Here is a 20,261-nt window from a genome sequence, read left to right on the forward strand (position 1 = left end):
GCCCTGGCCTTCGCCAAAATCATTCCAGTGTTTCATAAAGGCTCTGAACAGAGCCTGTCTGCCGATTACATCGGGTCGTTGCGTCGCAGCAATTCTTCCGGAAGGTGTTCGATGTATTCGTCTTCGGCCGGCGGCATTTGCAGGTGATAGCCCTGCTTTTCGAGGTTTTCCAGCACTACGGTGATGTCCTCGCGCGACAGCTTGCGCTCTGGCGTCAACACCAGATCGAAAGCGTGATGCGGTTTGCCGAAGGCCGCCATCAGACTTTCCGGAACGCGCTCCAGTGCATCGCTTTTGAGCACATAGAGGTACATCTCGTTTTTCTTCAGGCTTCGATAGATGGAGCAAATACGTTTCAAGGCTGTTCTCCGGCGGTGGCCAGGCTGTCGAGCAGCGCCTGGCCCATCAATTCGCGGCGCCAGCCACGCAGCGAATCAGGCAATTGGTAAGGACCATTGGGGAAACCGCTCTTGAGCAGCGCTTCCAGGGTTTTCTTGCGCAGCATCAGTTCTGGGGCGATGTTCAGTCGCTCGGCTTCGGCCTGGCCGATGGCGCGCAGCTGTTTGACCAGCGCGGCGGCGTCCACCGGCAACGGCTCCGGCACTGCTGGCGGCCATTGATCAGGCGACACACTGCCAGAGCGCTTGATCAGATCAAGCAGAAATTCGCCGTCCTGACGCACGGTACGCGGGTGCATGTCTTCGATTTTCGCCAACGCGCCGAGGTTGTCCGGCTGCGTGCGCGCCAACGGCCACAGGGAATGTTCACGGATGATGCGGTTGCGCGGCAGATCACGGGCGCGGGCTTCGCGCTCGCGCCAGGCACAGAGCTCACGCAATACGGCGAGTTGGGCGCGGGATAGCTTCCAGGCCAGTTTGGCATCGCGATAGACCTCATACGGGTCGACCTCGCGACGCAGGTTGGCCACCAGCTCGGCACCGTCTTCCAGGACCCAGGCGTATTTGTCATCAGAAAGCTTCGGTCGCAGTTGTACGAAAACTTCCGCCAGATGCAAGGCATCTTCGGCGGCGTAGCTGATCTGGGTGTCGGACAGCGGACGTTGCAGCCAGTCGGAACGGGTTTCGCCCTTGGGCAGGTCGATGCCGAGCACTTCCTGCACCAGCCGCGAATAGCCCATGGAAAAACCCAGGTTCAGGTAAGCGGCGGCCAATTGGGTGTCGAACAACGGCGCCGGCAGGCTGCCGGTCAGACGCAGCAGCACTTCGAGATCTTCGCTGCACGCATGCAGGACTTTGACCACGGCCGGGTTTTCCAGCAACGCCGCCAGCGGCTGCCAGTTGTCGATGGTCAGCGGGTCAATCAGGTAAGCGCGTACGCCATCGCCGATCTGCAGCAGGCCTGCGATCGGGTAAAAGGTGTCGACCCGCATGAATTCGGTGTCGAGGGCAACGAATGGCAGCTGCTGCCACTCGGCGCAAAACTGACCGAGGCTATCGTTGTCGCGAATCCAGTGAATATCGATGGCCACACGGCTCTCCCTTGAAGAATGGCGCGCAGTATATATCGCCCCCGGCAATTTCCGCGCATCCACTGAACAAGAGCTTTAGCGAAAATACCTGCTGGATCGCAAGAATTGTCTGACAGGAGGGAGCTAGCTGGCCTTACGCAGCACGTAGACCCGCATCCGCGCGCAACCCGGCAGGAAGTCCTGATGGCTGAGCAAGCGGAACCCCGCCTGCCTGAACTCGGCCTCAAGCTCGGCCTTGCTCGCCTGAGGCTGGACGGATGCATCTTCCGCAGCCTGGCGGAGGGTGAAATACGCATTGACTCGCACCGCCACAATCACCGTATCGCGACTGACCCGATGGAACTCACCCAGCATGGCCAACCGATGCTCAGGACTGGCTATATGTTGAAACAATTGCATGCAAAAAATGCAGTCCACCGCGTTCGCTGACAAACCGATGGTGAAGGCCGAACTCTGAAAGGTCTTGACCCGTTCCAGCAGGTGCTGCGGATGGTGGGTACGGGCATGATCGAGCATGTCCTGAGACGGATCGGTCGCAAGAATCACCCGGTTCGTATGCTCGGCCAGAATCGACCAAAAGCGCCCGACACCGCAGGCTACATCAAGAATCAGTCCCGGTTCGCCAGCCACCTGAAGCGCATTACGCACCAGTTGCTCGTCGCGCCAGAACGTCATACGCCCCGCCAGCCCACGCGGTAGCGACTGAAGGCAGACGCGGGCATGTTCCTGATCGTAGCGCCGGGCGAACTCCAGTTCGATGGCAGATGGGGGCAGCGCGGGCATGTGCAAGGGCTCTGGTTGGAATATTGACTGACGGCAGGTTAACCACTGGCGCGTGAAAAAAAGGTCGACGGAGTCATTTTTTGGCCAGCACACCGTCAATCACTGCACCACGGCAGCCGGCAAACATGTCCAGCCCCGGGTCGTAGACCTTGCTGTTGACCTCCAGCAGGCCAAGCATGGAATGGAACAGGTTGTCCTGGCTCAAGGGCTTTTCGCGACTCAATTGCAGGCAATGAGTGTCCAGCGAGAACGATTTTTGATAGCTGTCGGAGAACCACGCCAGCATCGCTACATGCTTCTGTTGTTCCGGCGCCAGCATGTAAGGCGTGCCATGAAGGAACAGGTTGTATTCGCCCAGGGATTCGCCGTGGTCCGACAGATAGAGCATGGCGGTATCGACTTTGTCCTGATTACTGCGCAACAGGTCGATCAGGGTCGACAGCACGTGGTCGGTGTACACCAACGTGTTGTCGTAGCCATTGACGATACTTTCGCGGCTGCAATTGTTCAGTGCATTGCTTTCACACACCGGGGTGAAGTGTTCGTACTCTTTCGGGTAGCGCTTGAAGTATTCCGGCCCGTGACTGCCCATTTGGTGCAGTACCAGCACGGTGTCTTTATCCAGGGTGTCGATGAAGTGCTGCAAACCTTGCAGGAGAATTTCATCGCGGCACTCGCTATTGGCACACAACGTCGGGTCTTTCAGGTTACTCACGTCGTCGACAGTGACCCGATCACAAGTGCCTTTGCAGCCTGACTGATTATCCCGCCAGATCACCTCGAGACCGGCGTGCTTGAGCACATCCAGCAGACCTTCTTCGTTCTTTGCCTTGCTGGCGTTGTAATCCTTGCGGCCCATGTTGGAGAACATGCAGGGCACCGACACGGCCGTTTCCGTGCCGCAAGAATGCACATCGGTGAAGGCGATCAGGCCAGCCTCTTTATCCAGTCGGGGGGTGGTATCGCGGTCATAACCCAGGATACCGAAGTTCTCGGCCCGAGCACTTTCACCCACCACCAGTACCGTCAGGGATTTACGGCCATGGGTTTGCCAGATCAGGTTTTTCTCGGCATCTTCACCGAGTTTGACAAAGGGTTGCCGGGCAGAAACGACTTGCTCGCGCAGATAACCGAGCGAGGCACCGATGTAGTTGCTTGGCACCACCATCAGGCGCAATTCATGGTGATTGCGAAACAACGACGACAAGCCTTGATAGTTGACCATGGCGACACCGCCGATCACCGCAACCGATGCGACACTCACCAGCACTTTACTTAATAACTCACGGTGCCAGCGACGGTAGTTGACGGGGATTTTCCACAATAGCCACGACGGTAAGATCCCGAGAGCGACAATATAAACAAACAACTTCACGGACAGTAAGTCCCGCACTTCTGTGGCATTGGTTTCTGCGAAGTTACGAAACATACCGGCGTCGATCAACACACCGTATTGGCTCATGAAATAGGCCACGCCGGCACTGACCAAAAAGATCAGGGTCAACACGGGTTTCATCACAGGTCGAAATGCCAGCAAGGTCAGCACTGTGTTGAAGGCCGCCAGGATCATTACCCCGAATGCAACACGCATGGCGATGCCTGGACCGTCTGCAACGGTGATAAAGAACATGTGTTGCCAGAGTTCTGAATTGAACCCAGCCAATAAAAAGACACTGACAATCAACGTCACCCACTCGGGGCGTACGGCTTTTAACTTCAACATGATGGTCGGCTGTTCCTAAAAGAAGTGTCCGCGGTAAATGTGAAAAAATCATTGACCGCGACAACACAAATCTTAAGCAGCCCACCCTCAATTTTTCGTGAAAAAGAAGCCAACGATTAGTTGGCTATGGGATAAGGCTCGAACTTTCAATCATGCAGATTCGTTTCAAGCCTGATGCAGATACCAGCGCCAGTCCTGCTCACCGACTTCGCCCATGAACTGCCGGTATTCGGCCCGTTTCACCGCCAGGTACACACCAAGGAACTCACGGCCAAATGCTTCCCGCGCCCAGTTCGATGCCTCCAGCGCGCGCAACGTGGTCAACCAGTCGGTGGGCAACAATTCCGTGGCCTGGGCATACCCGTTGCCCTCCACGGGTGCTCCAGGGTCAAGCTGCTCGCGGATGCCGCGATGAATCCCGGCCAGGATCGCCGCAGCCGCCAGGTACGGGTTGGCGTCGGCACCACAAATGCGGTGCTCGATATGCCGGGAGAATGCCGGCCCGCCGGGCACCCGCAAACTCACGGTGCGGTTGTCCACCCCCCAGGTGGCCGCCAGTGGTGCGTAGCTGTTGGTCTGGAAACGACGGTAGGAATTGGCGTTCGGACAGAACAGCAGCAACGAATCCAGCAACGTGCCGAGCATTCCGCCGACCGCTTGTTTGAGCAGCGGCGTGCCGTCCGGGGCTTCGCTGGCGAACAGGTTATTGCCATCCTTGTCCGCCAGGCTGACGTGCATGTGCATGCCGGTGCCGGCCAGATCATCGAAAGGCTTGGCCATGAAACAGGCGGTCATTCCATGCTTGTGGGCCACGCCCTTGACCAGTCGTTTGTAGCGCACCGCTTCGTCCATCGCCTGCAAAGCATCGGTGCGGTGTTCGAGGGTGATTTCCACCTGCCCCGGCGCGTATTCGGAAATCGCCGTGCGCGCCGGAATGCCCTGCAGCTTGCAGGCGCTATAGAGATCGGCCAGAAACGGCTCGATCTGCTCCAGTTCACGCAAGCCATAGACCTGAGTCCCACGTGGCCGCCCGCCATCGACATCCCGCGCCGGTTGCGGCCGACCGTTGCTGTCGCGCTGCTGATCCAGCAAATAGAACTCCAGCTCCGCCGCCATCACCGGGTAATAACCGTCGGCCTGCAAGCCTTCGATGACCTTGGCCAGCAGGTGCCGTGGGTCGGCGATGGTCGCAGGCATGCCCTCTTTTGGATGCATGCTGACTTGCACCGCCGCCGTGGGAATCAATCGCCACGGCATGCGCTGCAAACTGCCGCTGATCGGGTAGGCGCGGCAATCGATATCACCGACGTCCCAGACCAGCCCGGAATTTTCCACGTCATCGCCATTGATGGTCAGGCCCAGAATGGTACTCGGCAGCGGCCGCCCGCTTTCGTACACCGCCAGTAGTTCATCGCGATGCAACAACTTGCCCCGTGGCACACCGTTGTTGTCGAGGATGAACAGCTCGAACATCTCGATGTCCGGATTGTGTTCCAGGAAGGTCAGCGCTTCTTCTTTCGTGGCGAAGGATGTCGTGGCACAGCTCATGGGAATTCTCGTCTATCCGCGTCAGGCAAACGCACAGGCGCCGCCGGTTTGATCCCGGCGCACGGCGCGGGACCTGTCAGAACAATCAACGGGACAGGCAGGAATCCGGCGGGCGCGCATGGCGGCAGTGCCACAGTGCCCAGAAGGCCAGTTCGGAAGGGAGTGCGACCGGACAACCGTCCATAGAGAAGACCGCAGTAAACAGATGACCAGCAGCGTCACACGGGTGGTTAAGTCGTTAAATCGGGATTTAAAGAACCTTGGGTACGGATTGGCTAAACATTCACTAAATACCTTAAGCGAACAAAATCTACCGAACACTACATACCCCTGTGGGAGCGGGCTTGCCCGCGAAGGGGCTGTCACATCCGACATTTCTATTGACTGACACTCCGCTTTCGCGAGCAAGCCCGCTCCCACATTGGACCTGCGTTGCATCACAACTATTTAATTTTTAAATACTGCTCCAGACTTTCTGATTTGCCGCCTGCGGGGCTCGCGCGCCTAATCGGCTCCTTGTTTTTGAAGGTCCGATTATGGAAAACGTACGCGCAACCTCCCGCCCTGCCTTCTGGCTGATGTTCGGCATCATTCTTGTCGCCCTGAACCTGCGTCCGTCCATGGCCGCTGTCGGTCCTTTGCTATCAGCCATTCGCGGTGATATCCCGCTGAGTTTCAGCCTGGCCTCACTCCTGACAATGTTGCCAGTCATGGCCATGGGACTGGCGATGTTCTTCGGTATCGGCGTCAGTCAGCGGCTGGGCGAGCAACGCACCGTGGTGCTGTCGCTGCTGATCATCGGCCTGGCCACGGTGTCGCGGCTGTTTCTTGATTCGGCGGCGGAACTGATCTTGAGTGCCGTGCTGGCTGGCATCGGCATTGCGTTGATCCAGGCGATAATGCCCACCCTGATCAAGTCCCGTTTCAGCGATAACGTTTCCGTGTGCATGGGCCTCTACGTGACGTCGATCATGGGCGGCGCGGCAATTGCCGCGTCGTTTGCGCCGCTGGTGATGACCCGCACCGACAGTTGGCGAGTGGGTTTGGCGATCTGGGCGGCGCTGGCGCTGGTGGCATTGCTGTTCTGGTGCGCTCAACGCTCGGGAATGCCGACGCGGGATGCCAGATCATCAGGCAAAGAATCCTTTTTCACCCATTCCCGCGCCTGGTTACTCGCGATTTTCTTCGGCCTCGGCACCGCGTCCTACACCTGTGTGCTGGCCTGGCTGGCGCCGTACTACGTGGAAAAAGGCTGGAGCGAACAACAGGCCGGTTTGTTGCTGGGCTTTTTGACGGCCATGGAAGTGTTGTCGGGTCTATTGGTTCCCGCCATCGCCAACCGCAGCCGAGACCGGCGCTTGGTTCTGGTGGTGTTACTGGCGCTGATCATGGCCGGTTTCTGCGGGCTGATTCTGAGCCCGCAACACCTGAGCCTGTTGTGGCCCTGCCTGCTTGGACTGGGCATCGGCGGGCTGTTCCCGATGAGCCTGATTGTGTCATTGGATCATCTGGACAATCCCCAACGCGCGGGCGGGCTGACTGCCTTCGTGCAGGGCATCGGTTACTTGATTGCCGGCCTCTCGCCGCTGATGGCCGGGATAATTCGCGATCAGTTGGGCAGTTTCGAATGGGCCTGGTGGTCACTGACCGGCGTCATGGCGTTGATGATCCTGATGGCTCTGCGCTTCGATCCGCGGCATTACGCCAAACACATTCACTGACCAGGAAGCCCCAATATGAAACGCACAGGTTTTGCTGCGGCTCACATCGGCATGCTGCTCTGGGCTCTGCTGATTGCCGCCTCGTTTTCCGCGGCAGCCCAGGTCAGCCAGGCCATAGACCCGATTCTGCTGACCGGTTTGCGCTTGCTGTTTTGCGCCTTGGTGTTTTTTCCCCTGCTGATGTTCAAGGGCGACACCGCCATGAACATCCAGGGACTGCTCGGCCATGCTGTGCTCGGTATGCTGCTGGCGCTGTATTTCGGCTCGTTGTTCGAAGCGCTGCGCTACACCTCGGCTGTGAGCACCGGAACGATGTTCACTCTGGTGCCGTTGCTGACGCTGCTGTTCGAAGCCTTCCTGATGCCCGACAGCAGCCTGAAACAACGCGTATTACCTATGCTGACTGCCGCAGCGGGTGCCGTGCTGCTGGTGTTGAAAGGTGCTGGCCCCGGCGAACTGCCGTCGCTGTATGCGGTGTCGGTGTACGGGGTCGGTTGTTTGGCAATGGCGCTCTACTCGCCCCTGAGCCAACGACTCAAGGCCAATAGCCTCAAGGGGCGCGGCCCGGTGGGCATGACCTTCTGGAACATGCTGTTCGGCGCGCTGTTTCTATTGGCGTTCTGTGGGGTCAGCGGCGGCTGGCGATCGGCGTCATTGCTGACCGCGAGCGATTTTTGGTGGTTAATGTACCTGGCACTGTTCGCCACCTTGGCGACGTTCTGGCTGCTGCATCGCGCCATTGGCGTCATCGCTCCCTCCTCGGTCATTTCCTACATCTACCTGAGCACTCTGTTCATCACGCTGTTCCACTGGTTCTGGCTACACCAGTCGCCCCTCCCCCTGGAAATCATCGGTGCATTACTGGTGGGCATCGGCATGTTGGCGCTGCTAACATCCAGCCGCCACGCGATCCCCGCGCATCAATCAGCGGTAAAGGCCTCTGGCCAGCTTTCTGGGGATTGAATTCAGAGGTCGTGTTCATAACATTTTCTGTCCCACAACTGACCATGAAAAATCCTACAAGGCATTCTCTTGGCACCATCGTTCCGCTAGGATCGTTCGCACACGTTTGCGCACAATCAGCGCAAGGAGCACAGCGAGACAGAACGGATGCTGAACAGTAACTTGCTTAGAAAGCTCGACATGCAGGACCTCATGGTGTTTGTCGCCGTGTATGAGCAAAGCAGCGTCACCGGTGTGTCGGAGGCGCTCTGCGTCAGCCAGTCCACCGTGAGTTACTGCCTGAAAAAACTGCGCACCAGTTTCGAAGACGAGCTATTCATAAATACCCGCATGGGTATGCGCCCCACCTACAAAGCCAGCACCATGCACACCCATGTGCTGAAAATTCTCGAAAGCATCAACCTGTGTCACGCCGGAGCTCCGACGTTCGACCCGACCTTACAACCGGTTACCTTCAATATCTGCGCGCCAGAGTACTTCGAGCAGTTGATCCTGCCGCGCCTGTTGAAGAGCTTCGATTTCGCCGACCTGCCAGTGATGGTCAACATGCACAAGTTCGAAACCGACATCCCGGCCGAAGAACTGCGCGACGGCAGCCTCGACCTGGTGATCTGTTTCGGCCCGAATTTTCATCGCAGCCACACCGATTTCAACTCCAGGAGGCTGCTGGAAGATGACTTGGTCTGCGTCTTCGACAAACGCGCCACGCCGCTGGAACCGCGCTTGAGCCTGCAAGCATTCACTCAACGCCGGCATGTGTTCCCGACGCCCTGGACATCTACCACCAATATGGTCGACGGCTGGCTTGCTCAACAGGCCCACAAACGACAGATAGTCGCGCGCTCCAACAGCTACAGCGCGGCGCTGAAGATGATCACCGGCACCGATTTCATCCTGACCTTGCCCCGACGCATCCAGCAATTGCTGGCCAACGAGGCAATCTTCAATCACTGCGAAGCGCCCAACGGCTTGCCGGGCTTCACCCTGGACATGCAGTGGAGTCAAAGTGTCGATCAGGACAGCGCCAACACCTGGCTACGCGAGCAAGTGATCAAAGCCTGCGCCGAGCAGGAAATGGCCTGAAACTCAGCCGATGGCGGTCTTGGTGTAGGACTCTCGATCGATGTCGAGGATTTCAACACACAACTGGACCTGAACTTCTGCCGGCCACTCACACACATCCTGCACCACGGCCAGCAGGCTTTCAGACAACTGCTTTTTGATCTCCGGCGAACGACCGCTCAACAGCGCCAGCTTCACATGCACGAACGCCCGCTCGCCCAGTGCAGTGCCCACCCTGAAACTCTCGACCTTCACTGCACGAGACTTGATATCGAACTCAGCACCGAACTGGCCGGACGCGACTAACGCGTTGTTGAGTCGCATCAACGCCAGATCGGCATTCAACTCGGGCAAGTTGGCGGTGTATTCCATGTGCAAGTGGGGCATAACGGGGCTCCTGAAGATTGGCAGAAAGGTCGTACATATAACACAGAGCCGCCCTGTTCACTGGGACGGCGCAAGAGTCGCACGCTCACTCACCCCGGTCCTCAAGACGGATGACAGTTTAGGGAGGTGTCGTAATTGGCGTCTATGCGACTCAAGCAATTTGCGTTTAATCCGAATGCAGACAGCGGCTTCGTCCTACAGCCCCTTCCTGATTTCGTCGTTCATCTGGCAGGAAGCGATTGCGCCCCTAAGCTCAGCAACGTTTGGGGCAAAACGACCCTGACCACCGAAAACCATTTGAACTCAAAGGAGCCTCGCAATGGCTAGAGATAAAGCGAAAGACGACAAACACTTCAACTGCACCCAGGTTCATGAAGCCGACTACGTCGCAGGCCTTTACCCTCACGCAAAGGAAGAGGTTAAAACGTTCCTGGCCTTGGCCTGCAAGAACAACGCCCTGAACAACTCCACCCACAAGGAAGTTTACGACCTGATCAAAAGAAAACTGGGCCACTCGCAACCCTAAGACCGCCCGGTTAAAACGAAGCTGCTCCCATGAGCAGCTTCATCGTCCTCTAGCTTATATTTCCCTGACCGGGGTCTGATCATGGGTCCCTTTGATCAAACTGATGGCATGCACGCAAACAGACTTGTTGACGTAAGCCTCCCCACTGGCAATCGTTTCATGGTTCCCCGCCCGCAAACGCCAGCGCCATTGCCCCTTGCCGGTTTGTGCGATACCACGGGTTTGCCTGTAAATCTCAAAATACATTGATCGCTCCTTGCGACTGCTGATTACGACAGGTCAGTGACCTGCAGAACCAGAGTAGATGAGGAATTTTTGCGGCAGCGTCTTTCAATATGAGGGGATATTTCGAAGATAACCTCTTGATTCACGAAGCAATCAACAAATACAGGGGGTGGTAATTAAAGCGACTCAGTGGAGGTATTTTTCTTGGGAATAGTCATATTTTTCTTACGCCGTTGGGCTGATTTATCTGACGCTGAAAACCTGAGACACATGCAGTGAAAGTGGCCGGTCGAAAAAACCCGCGCAAACGAAAAAGCCCCGTAGATTTTCATCTACGGGGCTTTTCTATGTATGGCGGAGAGATAGGGACTCTCGAAAACCGTCTACTAACCCCAGCAACCACGGCATTACAGGGCCTTAAACTCGTATAGTAGTAGAAAATAGTAGTAGAATCAGACCCTCATCCGAGGGCGACTCATGGCAGACCATATTTTCCAAAAGAAAGGTGAATCCACTTGGTATGTACGTCTCGACATTCCTAAAGACGTGCAGTTGGCCTTTGACAATCGCAGGGTGCTAATCCAATCGCTGAAGACAGGCCTACGCTCTGAAGCTATGGAACGCCGCCTAGCTTGGCTCGCCAGATGGAAAGCAGACATCAACGCTGCCAGAGACAGGAAGCTATCAGAGCGGGATGAGTGGAAAGAGGAAATCCAAGAGCTGACCCGACGAAATCAAGCAAGCAAGGAAAAATGGATTCCTACGCTGTTTGCTCCCCGCCTAAAGGATAATGCTCCGCCAGCAGATGTATTGGCGTACACGGAGTCCATTGCTCCGATTCTCAAGGAGCTTTACGACGGCGGTATGGAGGGTCCGGTTGCCGCATTCATTGAGACCTACAACGAATACCTCGAAGGCTTGAAACACAAGATGTCGCCGGGTGAAGGGGCCGAGCTTGGGGTGAAAATCTCAGACGCCTTTGCAAAGCTGCACATGGAGATCACAGCCGAGTATTACGACCTTTCGCCGGATGAGCGTCAGGACATGCAGGAGCTTGCCACCGATCCTCAAAGCTATAAGCCCAAATCACCCATCACTCCAGCCCGTGTGCTGAAGCTGAGGGCGTTTCTTGAGAAGGTTGGCAAAGATCCCAAGACCATCGACACCTTAGTGAAGCGCGTGGAACTGTTCAGTGCATATGTACGCCAGCAAGGGCTACCCATCAGCTTTGACCTCGTATCTGCCTATCTGGATCAGCTCACAGACACTAAAGGCGTACCGCTCACTTCCAAGACCAAGAAGCAGCACATATGGGCAGGTAACACATTCTGGAAATGGGCCATCAAGTACGATGAAGACTGGCGCCAGCAGTACAAAGGCCAGCCCTCCCCGTTTGAGAAACACGACCTCCCTGTAGTCAAAGGAGAGTCTGTCAGTTGGGCTGTATTCAGTCGCAAGGACGTGGAGCGATTGCACGCTGCTGCCTTGGAGAAGGAAGACAAGCCGCTGGCTGACCTGATCGTTCTAGCCGCCTACACAGGGGCAAGGCTTGAGGAAATAGGTCGAGTCCACCGCGACACCATCACCCTCAAAGATAATGTTCCGATTGCGTTCTCAATTTTAGAGAGCAAAACAGAGGCCGGTGTCCGTGAAGTTCCGATCCATACCGCCATTGCCCCGCTTGTCCAGTCTCTACTAGATGCATCAGAAGACGGATACCTGCTAAAAGGTCGAGCGCTTGGGGAAACCAACAAATACGGCAATCGACTTGATGCTGTAGGTAAGCGTTTTGGACGTTTAAAGACTGCCGCAAAATTTGATAAGTCATTTGTGCTGCACTCAATTCGCAAAACCGCAATCACTGAGGTGCATCGGGCTGGAGCAGATATGTCTGTAATGCCTGCATTGTTTGGTCATGAAACCGGAATGATCACCTTCGACCTATATTCGGCAGGGCCAAGCCTTGAGCAAAAGACCAAAGTGATTCAGCTACTCTCGTACAATTTTGATTTGGCGTGATACCTCCCCTCATAGCACCTTGCAATTGATTCTGGGCAGATCGTCACGAAATAGAGCAAGGGCCGTGCATTTAAACGTCTGCAATCACGGTATTTCGGGGGAGTTTTTAAAGGTTGGAGACGTTTCCGGCTTAAACCCGTGTCCGTGGTTGGATTTGAAGGTAACGCCGTTTTGAAGGCTAGTTCTTCCGCAGAAACTTTATTTAAACTTATTCATTTCCACAACTTGTTTTATACTGTAGAATAGATGCCCCTGCTAATTTTGTTCATTCGTAGCAGGGCTTTCTTGTCGTTTGGCTAGAATCTTGTCTTCAAGAAAGGGCTGTACAGTCGCCACTACAAAGCAAGGTGGTGCATGCATGAAGTTGCCGAGGCAAGTCGGTTCCGGTGAGGCTGCGGGTGATTGAGCTTGTTATGTCAGTCAGGGAGCCGGACTACCGCCTAACCTTCTGTTAGGTACAGCCTATAAGCTGTGATCATTCTCGTCTCAAGTGCAGAGCAGGCCTAGCCTGTAGCATTGAGTCAGAAGATTGTGTAGACCTTGGAGATTAAGGCTCTGCTCTTTTTGAGTATTTCCTGATCCCTCGGGGAAGTTCTACCAATTTTCTGAACTCAGTGCAGAGTATCTATAGTAATAAGTTAATAATATAAAGAATCTAGAGCGCCTTACATACGAATGACATGCCGCTATATTCATTGATATTTACGACTAGCAATAAGTTGTTACACATGCATAACTAAATAGTCTTAATTATTTCCCTCAGGGATTGTAATTTCACTATGAAGTGTGAGATTATGGTTCCTATAAATAAGAGAAGTAAGAGCGGCTAGTCCTGAGTCCAGGTCGCCCCACCATCTAGCTTTAAGAAAGACTTCTCTGCATCACACACCGTTCGCTTATCCCAACACTTATTTTTTAGATATTACGCCGCTTGAATGCAACTGTATGGTTAAAATAAAACAAACTATTTCCAACTGTATCTGTTATTAGTGAAGTATAGTTTGATATAATTTCTCCATAATAAAGAACACCAACTAAGTTTCTCCCCAGCTTTATCCTCTCGCATACCCCTCCTTAAGAGAACATTCGATCCGATGATGCTTAAATAAGAGTTTGCTCTCATCGGGTCAGTGTAGGCGGTTATTGTTTTCCTTCTTTACAGTAGCTGCCAATAAAAAACTTTGAAGTTTCAAGCCACAATTCGCGCTAGAGATTTAGTTTGAATTGTGGTTTGTTTTTGTTTTAAATTCCTTAATCTTGAATATTCCAAACAATATCGGAGGGCTTTTCAACGCCTATGAAACTAGTAAAGCAATGTAGATGGTGCGGGAGTGAAATGCTAACCACACGAAGCTCCAAAGTTCTTTGTTCGCAAAAATGTCATAACTCCTTTCATTATTGGCGACATAAGACATTCCCCGGCCAAGGCCCAAAGGTAGCTTTTGAAGTAATTACTAATCTGCTAATGGAAGGAACACATCCGAACGCTAATCACCCAATCAATCAATTGAGCAATGCCGTCGAGCAATCACAACCAGAGGAAATTTTATGAAGCAGTGCCAAGTATGCCAGCGTGATTTTGAAGCAAGCCACAACGGCAATTTTTTGTGCAGCAATACGTGCGCAGTACGACTATTCGCGGCAAGACAGAAAGTCCGTATAAGTATCAAGGCGGCATTGAAAACCCTTAAAACCCCAGAGGAAGTAAAACAATTTAACTATTCCCTCGACCAACTGCTACAAGGAGCGGCCTGAGTATGCGACCTCATCTCAACGACAGATCTGCAAGCGAACTTTTAGAAATTATGCGGTATTACGAACACGGATCGCCCAATCACACACTTAACATTTTGATTTCGTCTCTTCACGACTCTTTATTCAAAACCAAACGTCCTAGCCCATCAGATGAGGTAAACAACAATGATTACAGCAGCACCGAAAAACAATAAAACATCCGCAGCGATTGAAGCTGTTAAAGCTCGATTTGTCCGAGTTCCGTCAAACACCTCATCAGCTAGATTTCGAGATGTCGTAACTGGTACAGCCCAATCAGATGCGTGTATTCTCCAAGACTTCTACCGCCGCAATGGCGGAAAAGATAAATACGATGCAGCATATCTATTGGGATGCTTAGATTGGGCTTACGGCGAAAAATTCGTCCCTAATGGTCTAGCTATCCTTGATAACGGCTTTATCAATCTATGGCGTGCTCCAGAGCTTCAGCCTACAGGTGCGCGAGTAACCAAGGAACAAGTAGAGCCGTTCGTTGATTTTCTTCGCCGATGGTTCCCAGATGACAGTGAAAGAGATTATTTCGGTTGGTGGATTGCGATGTCTGTACGTCACCAAGAGCAGAAAATCATCGCTACGCCACTGTTGCGCTCTGAGCATGGTGTGGGGAAAGGATTCTTTGCAGAGACACTGCTACCGGGCCTCCTAGGCCCTACAGCAGCAGCCCTATGCCACTTGAAAGATGTTGTCGGGGATTTCAACGAGACTGTTGAAGGCAAGACCCTTCTTGTCGTGGATGAGGTGTATCGCTCAAAGAAGAGCACGACTGATAGTCTGAAATCCATCCAGGCTAACGCTACGCTAACTTTACGCCGAAAGCATCTGCCTGTAGTTGTCATTGATAACTACATTAATTTTTGTATTACCAGTAACGACCATATCCCGCTTGTTATTGAGAGTGGAGATCGTCGATTTTGGATACCGGCATTTATCCGTCACAGAGAGAGCAAATCGGAAACGGATCGCTTTCTTAATGATAATTTTAAACCTTGGCTAATGAATGGTGGCTTTCAACTGGTGCGAGACTACCTTGAACAAATTGACCTGAGTAAGTATCGAGCTACCGGTGAGGCACCAATGACAGATAGCAAACAAGATCTACTTGGATTCACCACAACGGATAAGTTAGAAGATGTGCTGGGTAATGTCATCGCTTCTAACAGCGTGCTGACGGTACAAATGCTGAAGGATAGCTTTTCTGATAGCTTTGAATACGGTCTGACAGATGTAGCTGTCGCAAACGCCCTCCTCGGTATAGGGTGCATTTCAAAGCGATCTAATTCCCAGCGTTACTATATTACTCCCAAAGGCATTCAAGAAGGACTAACTACCAAAACACCGCCAAAGGAATTAGATAAATTGCTCCCTAAAGTTAATTTCTGATATGAAACGTGACACCGTGACACTGATGTTTTAAGCCGTCACTATAGCTGTCACGCAGCTAAGACCCATATTACAAGGGCTTCAGCGATTCGTGACGGGGGTGACAGTTGATTAGCATCTTTTTTTAATATGTTTAGGTTAAGTCAAAGAACGAAGCGTAGCGTAGTGAATTGACGTAAGGCAAGCGACAGCGTAGCCGTAAGATGTTCTTCCCGCCTTTGCAAAGGCATTCCCATCATTAATAGATTCTGCTCCCTAACAAGAGCAAATAACGGGCTTCTATTGCCCAAAAACTGCCAATCATGGCAACCACAAAAGGAAATAAAAATGAAAGAAATGTTTGTATCAAACGCAGGCTTCACAAGCCTTGCTCTTCTCGATGACCAGTCAGTAGAAATGCTTCAACTCAATAACATCAATGTCGTAAAAGCTGATGGTGTAGATATCGTCGCCTACAAGCTATTGAAGAAATTCAGTACAACAGGTGATGTAAAAACCAAAGATCTAATCAAGTCCAGCCCTATCCTCAAATCACAAATCAACGCTCAATAAGGAACTCAAAATGCAAAACAAAAACCAACACGTAGATATTAACTCGTTCACTTTCCAGCAAGTGGAGCTTGATCGCCGTATTGAGCAAGCAAAGTCACTGTACCGCCGCTCATACAGCAGCGTTGATATTCTATCTAAACCAACCTCTCTGCTCATTCCAGAATTGCAGGAACTGATTCTGAGTGGCCGTCGCATCAGCACGAACTTTTCCGCAAATCATACTATGTCTCTGACTGTGTATCTGGAAAAAGAAAACCTTGAGGACCTATTGGCTGAGGTAGCCGCCGAGACGGAGGCTAAATATCGTAGTGAGCTTGAGCAGAACAAGGAACAGAACAAGCTCCTGTTGGCTGATCAGTTGTTCAATCAGAAAAAAGAAAAAGAACAGAAAGCTCTGCAAGCGAAAGAAGACAAGGATAAAGCCGCTGCGTTGGCAGAAGCTGAAGAATACTTTCAAAACCTCAACACTAATTAATCTAATAAATACGGAGCTACAATATGATGAAGAACGTTCTATTTCCAAAGACCCGCGAAGAGAAACTTCTAAGCACCAAGTATTTCAGCAAGACTGCAAAGCCCACAAAACCTGTTGAACCTGAAGTATCGACAAAGCTATCAGAGGACGAGATTCAGTCTTACATTGACATCCTCCTTGAAGCTTCACCTCCGACTCATAAGGGACAAGGCGGCACAGACTTCACTCGTAAGATCCTTGAAGAAAGATACGGTATTAAAACGAACGCGTAGCAGGATAACTAATTAGGGGGTGTTTGAGGACTAAATATCCTCCCATCCCTTGCGAGGCCGATGTTTACTGATCGGATTACTGGTTCCGTTAAACACGATGCGTTCCTCCGCCAATAATGTAATATTATAACACTTGGCGAGATTATAAGTTAAAACGATAAAAAATAAGAAGGTTTAAAGATTGAATAATGTTGCAATTGCCGTCCTAGGTCTGTTCGGACTCATAAGTGTTATCTGTATTTCATTGCTGACATTTGCTTTGATCACAACGAAGGCTGACCATAGTAGTGATGATGCGATCCGGCAGAGACTGGATTCACTGGTTAACTACACAGAACAGAAAATAAATAATACTGCTGAAAGGCAAGATAGGATAAATACCGACATGGAATCACAGCTTAGAATTTTAGATGCTCGGCTCAAATTACTACAGGGACGTAACCAATGACGTATTTCTATTGGTTTATCTTGAAGGCTTCGGCAGACAACCTAGACAGCAACACAAAGCCTTCTATTGGCTCGTTCTCGCCCATTAAGGAGCAGTGGCAGTATCTAGATAGGTCCGGACGCTGGTCGGTGCAGATAGAATCTGAAGTCACTCCCAGCGAAGCCGTAGGTTTATATTACGACCTTGCTGCTATGTCTCGTTGCTGGATCAATGGGGCCGTATTCGTTAATGGTGAGGCAGTCGGCGGTCCATGGGACTCTGGGGCGTTCCCTGCATTTGTTAACACCTATGAGCTGACCTATGCAGGTGCTGAGCTTATTCCATTGGCATAACAATTCGTGCATTCACGCCAACCTCCTGAAGATAGTGCAGAAGTCCGCCACCATCTATTAGCTCTATAGGCTTATCCTTTGCAAAATTGAATGCATCGGGGCCGTAACCGCTGGTAGTTACCAAAATACCCTTGTTCGCCCCTTCGTGCCTCATGGTCCCATACAAATCTCGTACCGCTGAAACTCCAACGGTATGTCTATACCTCTTAGCTTGAATAACTACTTTACCGCCAATAATTGGACGAAGATCATAGGCAACACAGTCAACTCCTCCATCTCTTGATGACTGCGTTAATTTAGCATCCAGCCCCATGTCTTGGAATAGCTTAACTATCAGCTTCTCAAACTCGTACGGATTTAGATCCATGAGATTCTGAGCTGACGTTAAGAAGGACAAATCTCCCTGCTCCACGAAACGACGATCTTTCATGTTGAATTCTATAATAGGTTTTACAGCTTGCAAATCGGAAGCACTTCCAGATACATGGGAGCCAAGGTTTCGGACACATAATCTAGCATCAACATGCGCCAGATCAATTTGCTGAAATTTCTCTTTCGTCACCCTGGTCGATATCAAGCATGGCCTGACTTTGATGCCCGTTGACCGGTCTATCGTGTCCAGATAGCCGTTGAAACAGCAAACCTCTATCAGGCTTCCCCTGTCTGACTCAAACACCTCATAGAGCGCTTTCAAGGCGATAGCGGAAATCAGCCGAGTGTAGTCATCGTCAATGTCTTTTTGTTTTCTGTTCCTACTGGCTATCTTATCGCTGGATTTTACAAACCTAAAATCACCAGAATGGGGCACCACTTCAACCCTAGGTAAATCAAAGTCAACTATCAACTGCTTAGAAGCGTTGGCGTAGACAGTTTTGATTTTTCGAGATAGCCACTTGGGGTAGGGAGAAGCCTCAAGTATTTTTTTGGCATAAGCCGCAACAACGAACTCATCACCTGCCAAATAGTTATGGGAGAGTCTATCGCGTTTTTGGTGTACCGATTCATTGTGGGCAACGGCTTCAGAAAGCTGTCTGTCAAATTCAGCCTTGTGCAACTGTAAGGAGGCGATACGACTCTGTTCGGCTGCCTCCCATGAGACTACAGCATGATGATAAAGATAAGATTGCTCTTCATCGGCATCGATTTGCCGTTGGTCATGGCCTGGATAAAATCTACTTAGCAACTCCCTGATCTTGCTTTGCCTGAAGCTTTCTACTATTGGTGGCAAAGCGGCTTGTACAAGGTCAGCGGGGACAGAAGAGATAGGGAGGGGCACATAGTCATATAGCGTATTGAAATCAAGAGAATGCGTCGCTGCAAGACTTTCCCTCAAGATGCTTTCGTAAGCTCGAAAGATCTCTTCGTTTCTTTGGTTCTTTGATGCAGCTTCCGCTTCCCGACGTTGGGTGTGCTGTTCCTTCCTCTCGCGGACGGACGATGGGTAGCTCACCTCTTCCTCATAAACGTCTTCCTCATAATCGACAGGGACCGTTTCAGCCCTATCAGCTAATTGCGCACCCATGGGATTCAGCTTTTTAACTGCCCAAGGTTGCTTGGAGCGATGCGCTCTCCAGAAGTCACCCACGTAGTAGATTACGAGCGTGATCAGGAGCACATAGAAAAATTCCATCTTATGGGCCTTCCATGGTTTGGCAGAAGACGTAACACACCTAAGTGTAGGGCAAATTGCCACTGCGAGAAGGTTCGATCAAGCACCCAACTGTATTCGTGACCGACCATATCACTCCATTGACGTTCGTCAGCGTTATGATATGATTGACCCATCAACAGGAATTGACGGGAATCACCACCATGAAAGTAGTCAGCTATCTTCGAGTCAGTACAGTCAAGCAAGGCGAGTCGGGCTTGGGTCTGGAAGCTCAGCGTGACTACATCGCCCTTGCAGCTAAGGCGAAAGGCTGGGAAATCATCGCTGAATTCGTCGATACCGCATCAGGCACGATAGCGCCAACAGATCGCCCTGAATGCATCAAGGCAATGAACGCTGCTAAAGAGACAGGTGCAATCCTCGTAGTGGCTAAACTTGACCGTATCTCACGTGATGTTGAACACATCGCGGGTCTGATGAAACGGGCTTCCTTCAAGGTCGCCACAATGCCAGATGCAGATGCTTTCCAGCTTCACATCTACGCCGCACTCGCACAGCAGGAACGAGAGTTCATCAGCCAACGTACCAAAGACGCTCTAGGCTCGCTGAAGCAACGTGCTGTAAATGGGGATGCCTTGGCTCAGGCCAAGATTGAAAGGCGTGATGCTGGTCGTAAGGAAGCTCATAAGGTTGGACCTAAGGCAGCAACAGCAGCCAAGGTAGAGAAGGCAGACGTTTACGCTCAGACTGTTAAGAACCACATCAAGGCGGCAAGCTTCGACGGAATCAAAACTCTCGCTGGGGTAGCAGCCTATCTCAACAATCAGTCGATCAAGACTAGCCGTGGTGCTGAGTTCACCCCCATGACAGTGAGCCGATTGGTTCAACGCCTCGGTATCACCTTTCCCTAAGTCGAAACGGGCTATTGCCGGGGCTTTTCCACCCTTCTGAGA

At 52.0% G+C, this 20,261-nt stretch carries 19 protein-coding genes; 11 read left to right on the forward strand and 8 right to left on the reverse strand.

Features of this window, described 5'->3' with window-relative positions:
• Positions 1-65: 65 nt before the first annotated feature.
• The 5 genes from ABH909_RS25535 to ABH909_RS25555 all read right to left on the reverse strand — a co-directional run bounded on the left by ABH909_RS25535 (position 66) and on the right by ABH909_RS25555 (position 5,543).
• Positions 66-359, reverse strand: a complete 294-nt coding sequence (locus tag ABH909_RS25535) for a YcgL domain-containing protein (RefSeq protein WP_007898694.1) — start codon at positions 357-359, stop codon at positions 66-68.
• Positions 356-1,489: a ribonuclease D gene (rnd, locus tag ABH909_RS25540; protein WP_008074416.1), complete on the reverse strand. Its 1,134-nt coding sequence runs from the start codon at positions 1,487-1,489 to the stop codon at positions 356-358. Before rnd ends, ABH909_RS25535 begins: the two co-directional genes overlap by 4 nt.
• A gap of 123 nt (positions 1,490-1,612) precedes the next feature.
• Positions 1,613-2,272: a class I SAM-dependent methyltransferase gene (locus tag ABH909_RS25545; RefSeq protein ID WP_429438433.1), complete on the reverse strand. Its 660-nt coding sequence runs from the start codon at positions 2,270-2,272 to the stop codon at positions 1,613-1,615.
• A gap of 73 nt (positions 2,273-2,345) precedes the next feature.
• Positions 2,346-3,995, reverse strand: a complete 1,650-nt coding sequence (locus ABH909_RS25550) for a phosphoethanolamine transferase (protein WP_429438435.1) — start codon at positions 3,993-3,995, stop codon at positions 2,346-2,348.
• A 165-nt stretch (positions 3,996-4,160) separates the two neighbouring features.
• Positions 4,161-5,543: a glutamine synthetase family protein gene (locus ABH909_RS25555; RefSeq protein ID WP_429438438.1), complete on the reverse strand. Its 1,383-nt coding sequence runs from the start codon at positions 5,541-5,543 to the stop codon at positions 4,161-4,163.
• 536 nt (positions 5,544-6,079) lie between these two features.
• On the opposite strand from ABH909_RS25555, the gene ABH909_RS25560 reads away from it, so the two are divergent.
• The 3 genes from ABH909_RS25560 to ABH909_RS25570 all read left to right on the forward strand — a co-directional run bounded on the left by ABH909_RS25560 (position 6,080) and on the right by ABH909_RS25570 (position 9,310).
• The gene (locus ABH909_RS25560) at positions 6,080-7,264 is read left to right on the forward strand and encodes a cyanate transporter (protein WP_429438441.1); all 1,185 of its coding nucleotides are present in this window, start codon (positions 6,080-6,082) and stop codon (positions 7,262-7,264) included.
• Between the two features lie 15 nt (positions 7,265-7,279).
• Entirely contained in the window at positions 7,280-8,227 is a 948-nt protein-coding gene (locus ABH909_RS25565; protein ID WP_429438444.1) for a DMT family transporter, read from the forward strand.
• A gap of 147 nt (positions 8,228-8,374) precedes the next feature.
• On the forward strand, positions 8,375-9,310 hold the full coding sequence (locus tag ABH909_RS25570) for a LysR family transcriptional regulator (RefSeq protein ID WP_192344367.1): 936 nt from the start codon (positions 8,375-8,377) through the stop codon (positions 9,308-9,310).
• Positions 9,311-9,313: 3 nt separating this feature from the next.
• Here ABH909_RS25570 and ABH909_RS25575 read toward each other — a convergent pair whose 3' ends face one another.
• The gene (locus tag ABH909_RS25575; protein ID WP_429438446.1) at positions 9,314-9,676 is read right to left on the reverse strand and encodes a 5-carboxymethyl-2-hydroxymuconate Delta-isomerase; all 363 of its coding nucleotides are present in this window, start codon (positions 9,674-9,676) and stop codon (positions 9,314-9,316) included.
• Between the two features lie 319 nt (positions 9,677-9,995).
• Between ABH909_RS25575 and ABH909_RS25580 the strand changes: the two genes are divergently transcribed.
• Positions 9,996-10,202 carry a hypothetical protein gene (locus ABH909_RS25580; protein WP_007898673.1) on the forward strand — a complete coding sequence of 69 codons (207 nt, stop codon included), beginning with the start codon at positions 9,996-9,998 and terminating at the stop codon, positions 10,200-10,202.
• Positions 10,203-10,256: 54 nt separating this feature from the next.
• On the opposite strand, the gene ABH909_RS25585 is transcribed toward ABH909_RS25580, so the two are convergent.
• Positions 10,257-10,448 (reverse strand): YegP family protein, encoded by a 192-nt coding sequence (locus ABH909_RS25585; protein ID WP_429438449.1) that lies wholly within the window; start codon positions 10,446-10,448, stop codon positions 10,257-10,259.
• A gap of 456 nt (positions 10,449-10,904) precedes the next feature.
• On the opposite strand from ABH909_RS25585, the gene ABH909_RS25590 reads away from it, so the two are divergent.
• The 6 genes from ABH909_RS25590 to ABH909_RS25615 all read left to right on the forward strand — a co-directional run bounded on the left by ABH909_RS25590 (position 10,905) and on the right by ABH909_RS25615 (position 17,699).
• Positions 10,905-12,446, forward strand: coding sequence for a tyrosine-type recombinase/integrase (locus ABH909_RS25590; RefSeq protein ID WP_429438452.1), 1,542 nt, complete (start codon positions 10,905-10,907; stop codon positions 12,444-12,446).
• 1,920 nt (positions 12,447-14,366) lie between these two features.
• On the forward strand, positions 14,367-15,620 hold the full coding sequence (locus ABH909_RS25595) for a primase-helicase family protein (protein ID WP_350600764.1): 1,254 nt from the start codon (positions 14,367-14,369) through the stop codon (positions 15,618-15,620).
• 327 nt (positions 15,621-15,947) lie between these two features.
• Positions 15,948-16,172 carry a hypothetical protein gene (locus tag ABH909_RS25600; protein WP_101159643.1) on the forward strand — a complete coding sequence of 75 codons (225 nt, stop codon included), beginning with the start codon at positions 15,948-15,950 and terminating at the stop codon, positions 16,170-16,172.
• A 10-nt stretch (positions 16,173-16,182) separates the two neighbouring features.
• Positions 16,183-16,647, forward strand: a complete 465-nt coding sequence (locus tag ABH909_RS25605; protein ID WP_429438456.1) for a hypothetical protein — start codon at positions 16,183-16,185, stop codon at positions 16,645-16,647.
• Positions 16,648-16,670: 23 nt separating this feature from the next.
• Positions 16,671-16,919, forward strand: coding sequence for a hypothetical protein (locus tag ABH909_RS25610; protein WP_429438458.1), 249 nt, complete (start codon positions 16,671-16,673; stop codon positions 16,917-16,919).
• A 444-nt stretch (positions 16,920-17,363) separates the two neighbouring features.
• Positions 17,364-17,699 carry a hypothetical protein gene (locus tag ABH909_RS25615; protein WP_429438461.1) on the forward strand — a complete coding sequence of 112 codons (336 nt, stop codon included), beginning with the start codon at positions 17,364-17,366 and terminating at the stop codon, positions 17,697-17,699.
• Here the strand turns inward: ABH909_RS25615 and ABH909_RS25620 are convergent.
• On the reverse strand, positions 17,683-19,329 hold the full coding sequence (locus ABH909_RS25620) for a restriction endonuclease (RefSeq protein WP_429438464.1): 1,647 nt from the start codon (positions 19,327-19,329) through the stop codon (positions 17,683-17,685). The genes ABH909_RS25615 and ABH909_RS25620 overlap by 17 nt on opposite strands.
• Positions 19,330-19,511: 182 nt before the next feature.
• Here ABH909_RS25620 and ABH909_RS25625 point away from each other — a divergent pair, with 182 nt between their 5' ends.
• Complete coding sequence (locus ABH909_RS25625) at positions 19,512-20,219, forward strand: recombinase family protein (protein ID WP_429438466.1); 708 nt, start codon at positions 19,512-19,514, stop codon at positions 20,217-20,219.
• Positions 20,220-20,261: the final 42 nt, after the last annotated feature.

It is taken from the genome of Pseudomonas sp. BS3782 TE3695 (genome assembly GCF_050435305.1).
Taxonomy (GTDB): Bacteria; Pseudomonadota; Gammaproteobacteria; order Pseudomonadales; family Pseudomonadaceae; genus Aquipseudomonas.

Coding starts and splice junctions, on each gene's coding strand:
- ABH909_RS25545 (WP_429438433.1), bottom strand. CDS start 2,272: ATGCCCGCGCTGCCCCCATCTGCCATCGAACTGGAGTTCGCCCGGCGC.
- ABH909_RS25550 (WP_429438435.1), bottom strand. CDS start 3,995: ATGTTGAAGTTAAAAGCCGTACGCCCCGAGTGGGTGACGTTGATTGTC.
- ABH909_RS25555 (WP_429438438.1), bottom strand. CDS start 5,543: ATGAGCTGTGCCACGACATCCTTCGCCACGAAAGAAGAAGCGCTGACC.
- ABH909_RS25560 (WP_429438441.1), top strand. CDS start 6,080: ATGGAAAACGTACGCGCAACCTCCCGCCCTGCCTTCTGGCTGATGTTC.
- ABH909_RS25565 (WP_429438444.1), top strand. CDS start 7,280: ATGAAACGCACAGGTTTTGCTGCGGCTCACATCGGCATGCTGCTCTGG.
- ABH909_RS25570 (WP_192344367.1), top strand. CDS start 8,375: ATGCTGAACAGTAACTTGCTTAGAAAGCTCGACATGCAGGACCTCATG.
- ABH909_RS25575 (WP_429438446.1), bottom strand. CDS start 9,676: ATGCCCCACTTGCACATGGAATACACCGCCAACTTGCCCGAGTTGAAT.
- ABH909_RS25580 (WP_007898673.1), top strand. CDS start 9,996: ATGGCTAGAGATAAAGCGAAAGACGACAAACACTTCAACTGCACCCAG.
- ABH909_RS25585 (WP_429438449.1), bottom strand. CDS start 10,448: ATGTATTTTGAGATTTACAGGCAAACCCGTGGTATCGCACAAACCGGC.
- ABH909_RS25590 (WP_429438452.1), top strand. CDS start 10,905: ATGGCAGACCATATTTTCCAAAAGAAAGGTGAATCCACTTGGTATGTA.
- ABH909_RS25595 (WP_350600764.1), top strand. CDS start 14,367: ATGATTACAGCAGCACCGAAAAACAATAAAACATCCGCAGCGATTGAA.
- ABH909_RS25600 (WP_101159643.1), top strand. CDS start 15,948: ATGAAAGAAATGTTTGTATCAAACGCAGGCTTCACAAGCCTTGCTCTT.
- ABH909_RS25605 (WP_429438456.1), top strand. CDS start 16,183: ATGCAAAACAAAAACCAACACGTAGATATTAACTCGTTCACTTTCCAG.
- ABH909_RS25610 (WP_429438458.1), top strand. CDS start 16,671: ATGATGAAGAACGTTCTATTTCCAAAGACCCGCGAAGAGAAACTTCTA.
- ABH909_RS25615 (WP_429438461.1), top strand. CDS start 17,364: ATGACGTATTTCTATTGGTTTATCTTGAAGGCTTCGGCAGACAACCTA.
- ABH909_RS25620 (WP_429438464.1), bottom strand. CDS start 19,329: ATGGAATTTTTCTATGTGCTCCTGATCACGCTCGTAATCTACTACGTG.
- ABH909_RS25625 (WP_429438466.1), top strand. CDS start 19,512: ATGAAAGTAGTCAGCTATCTTCGAGTCAGTACAGTCAAGCAAGGCGAG.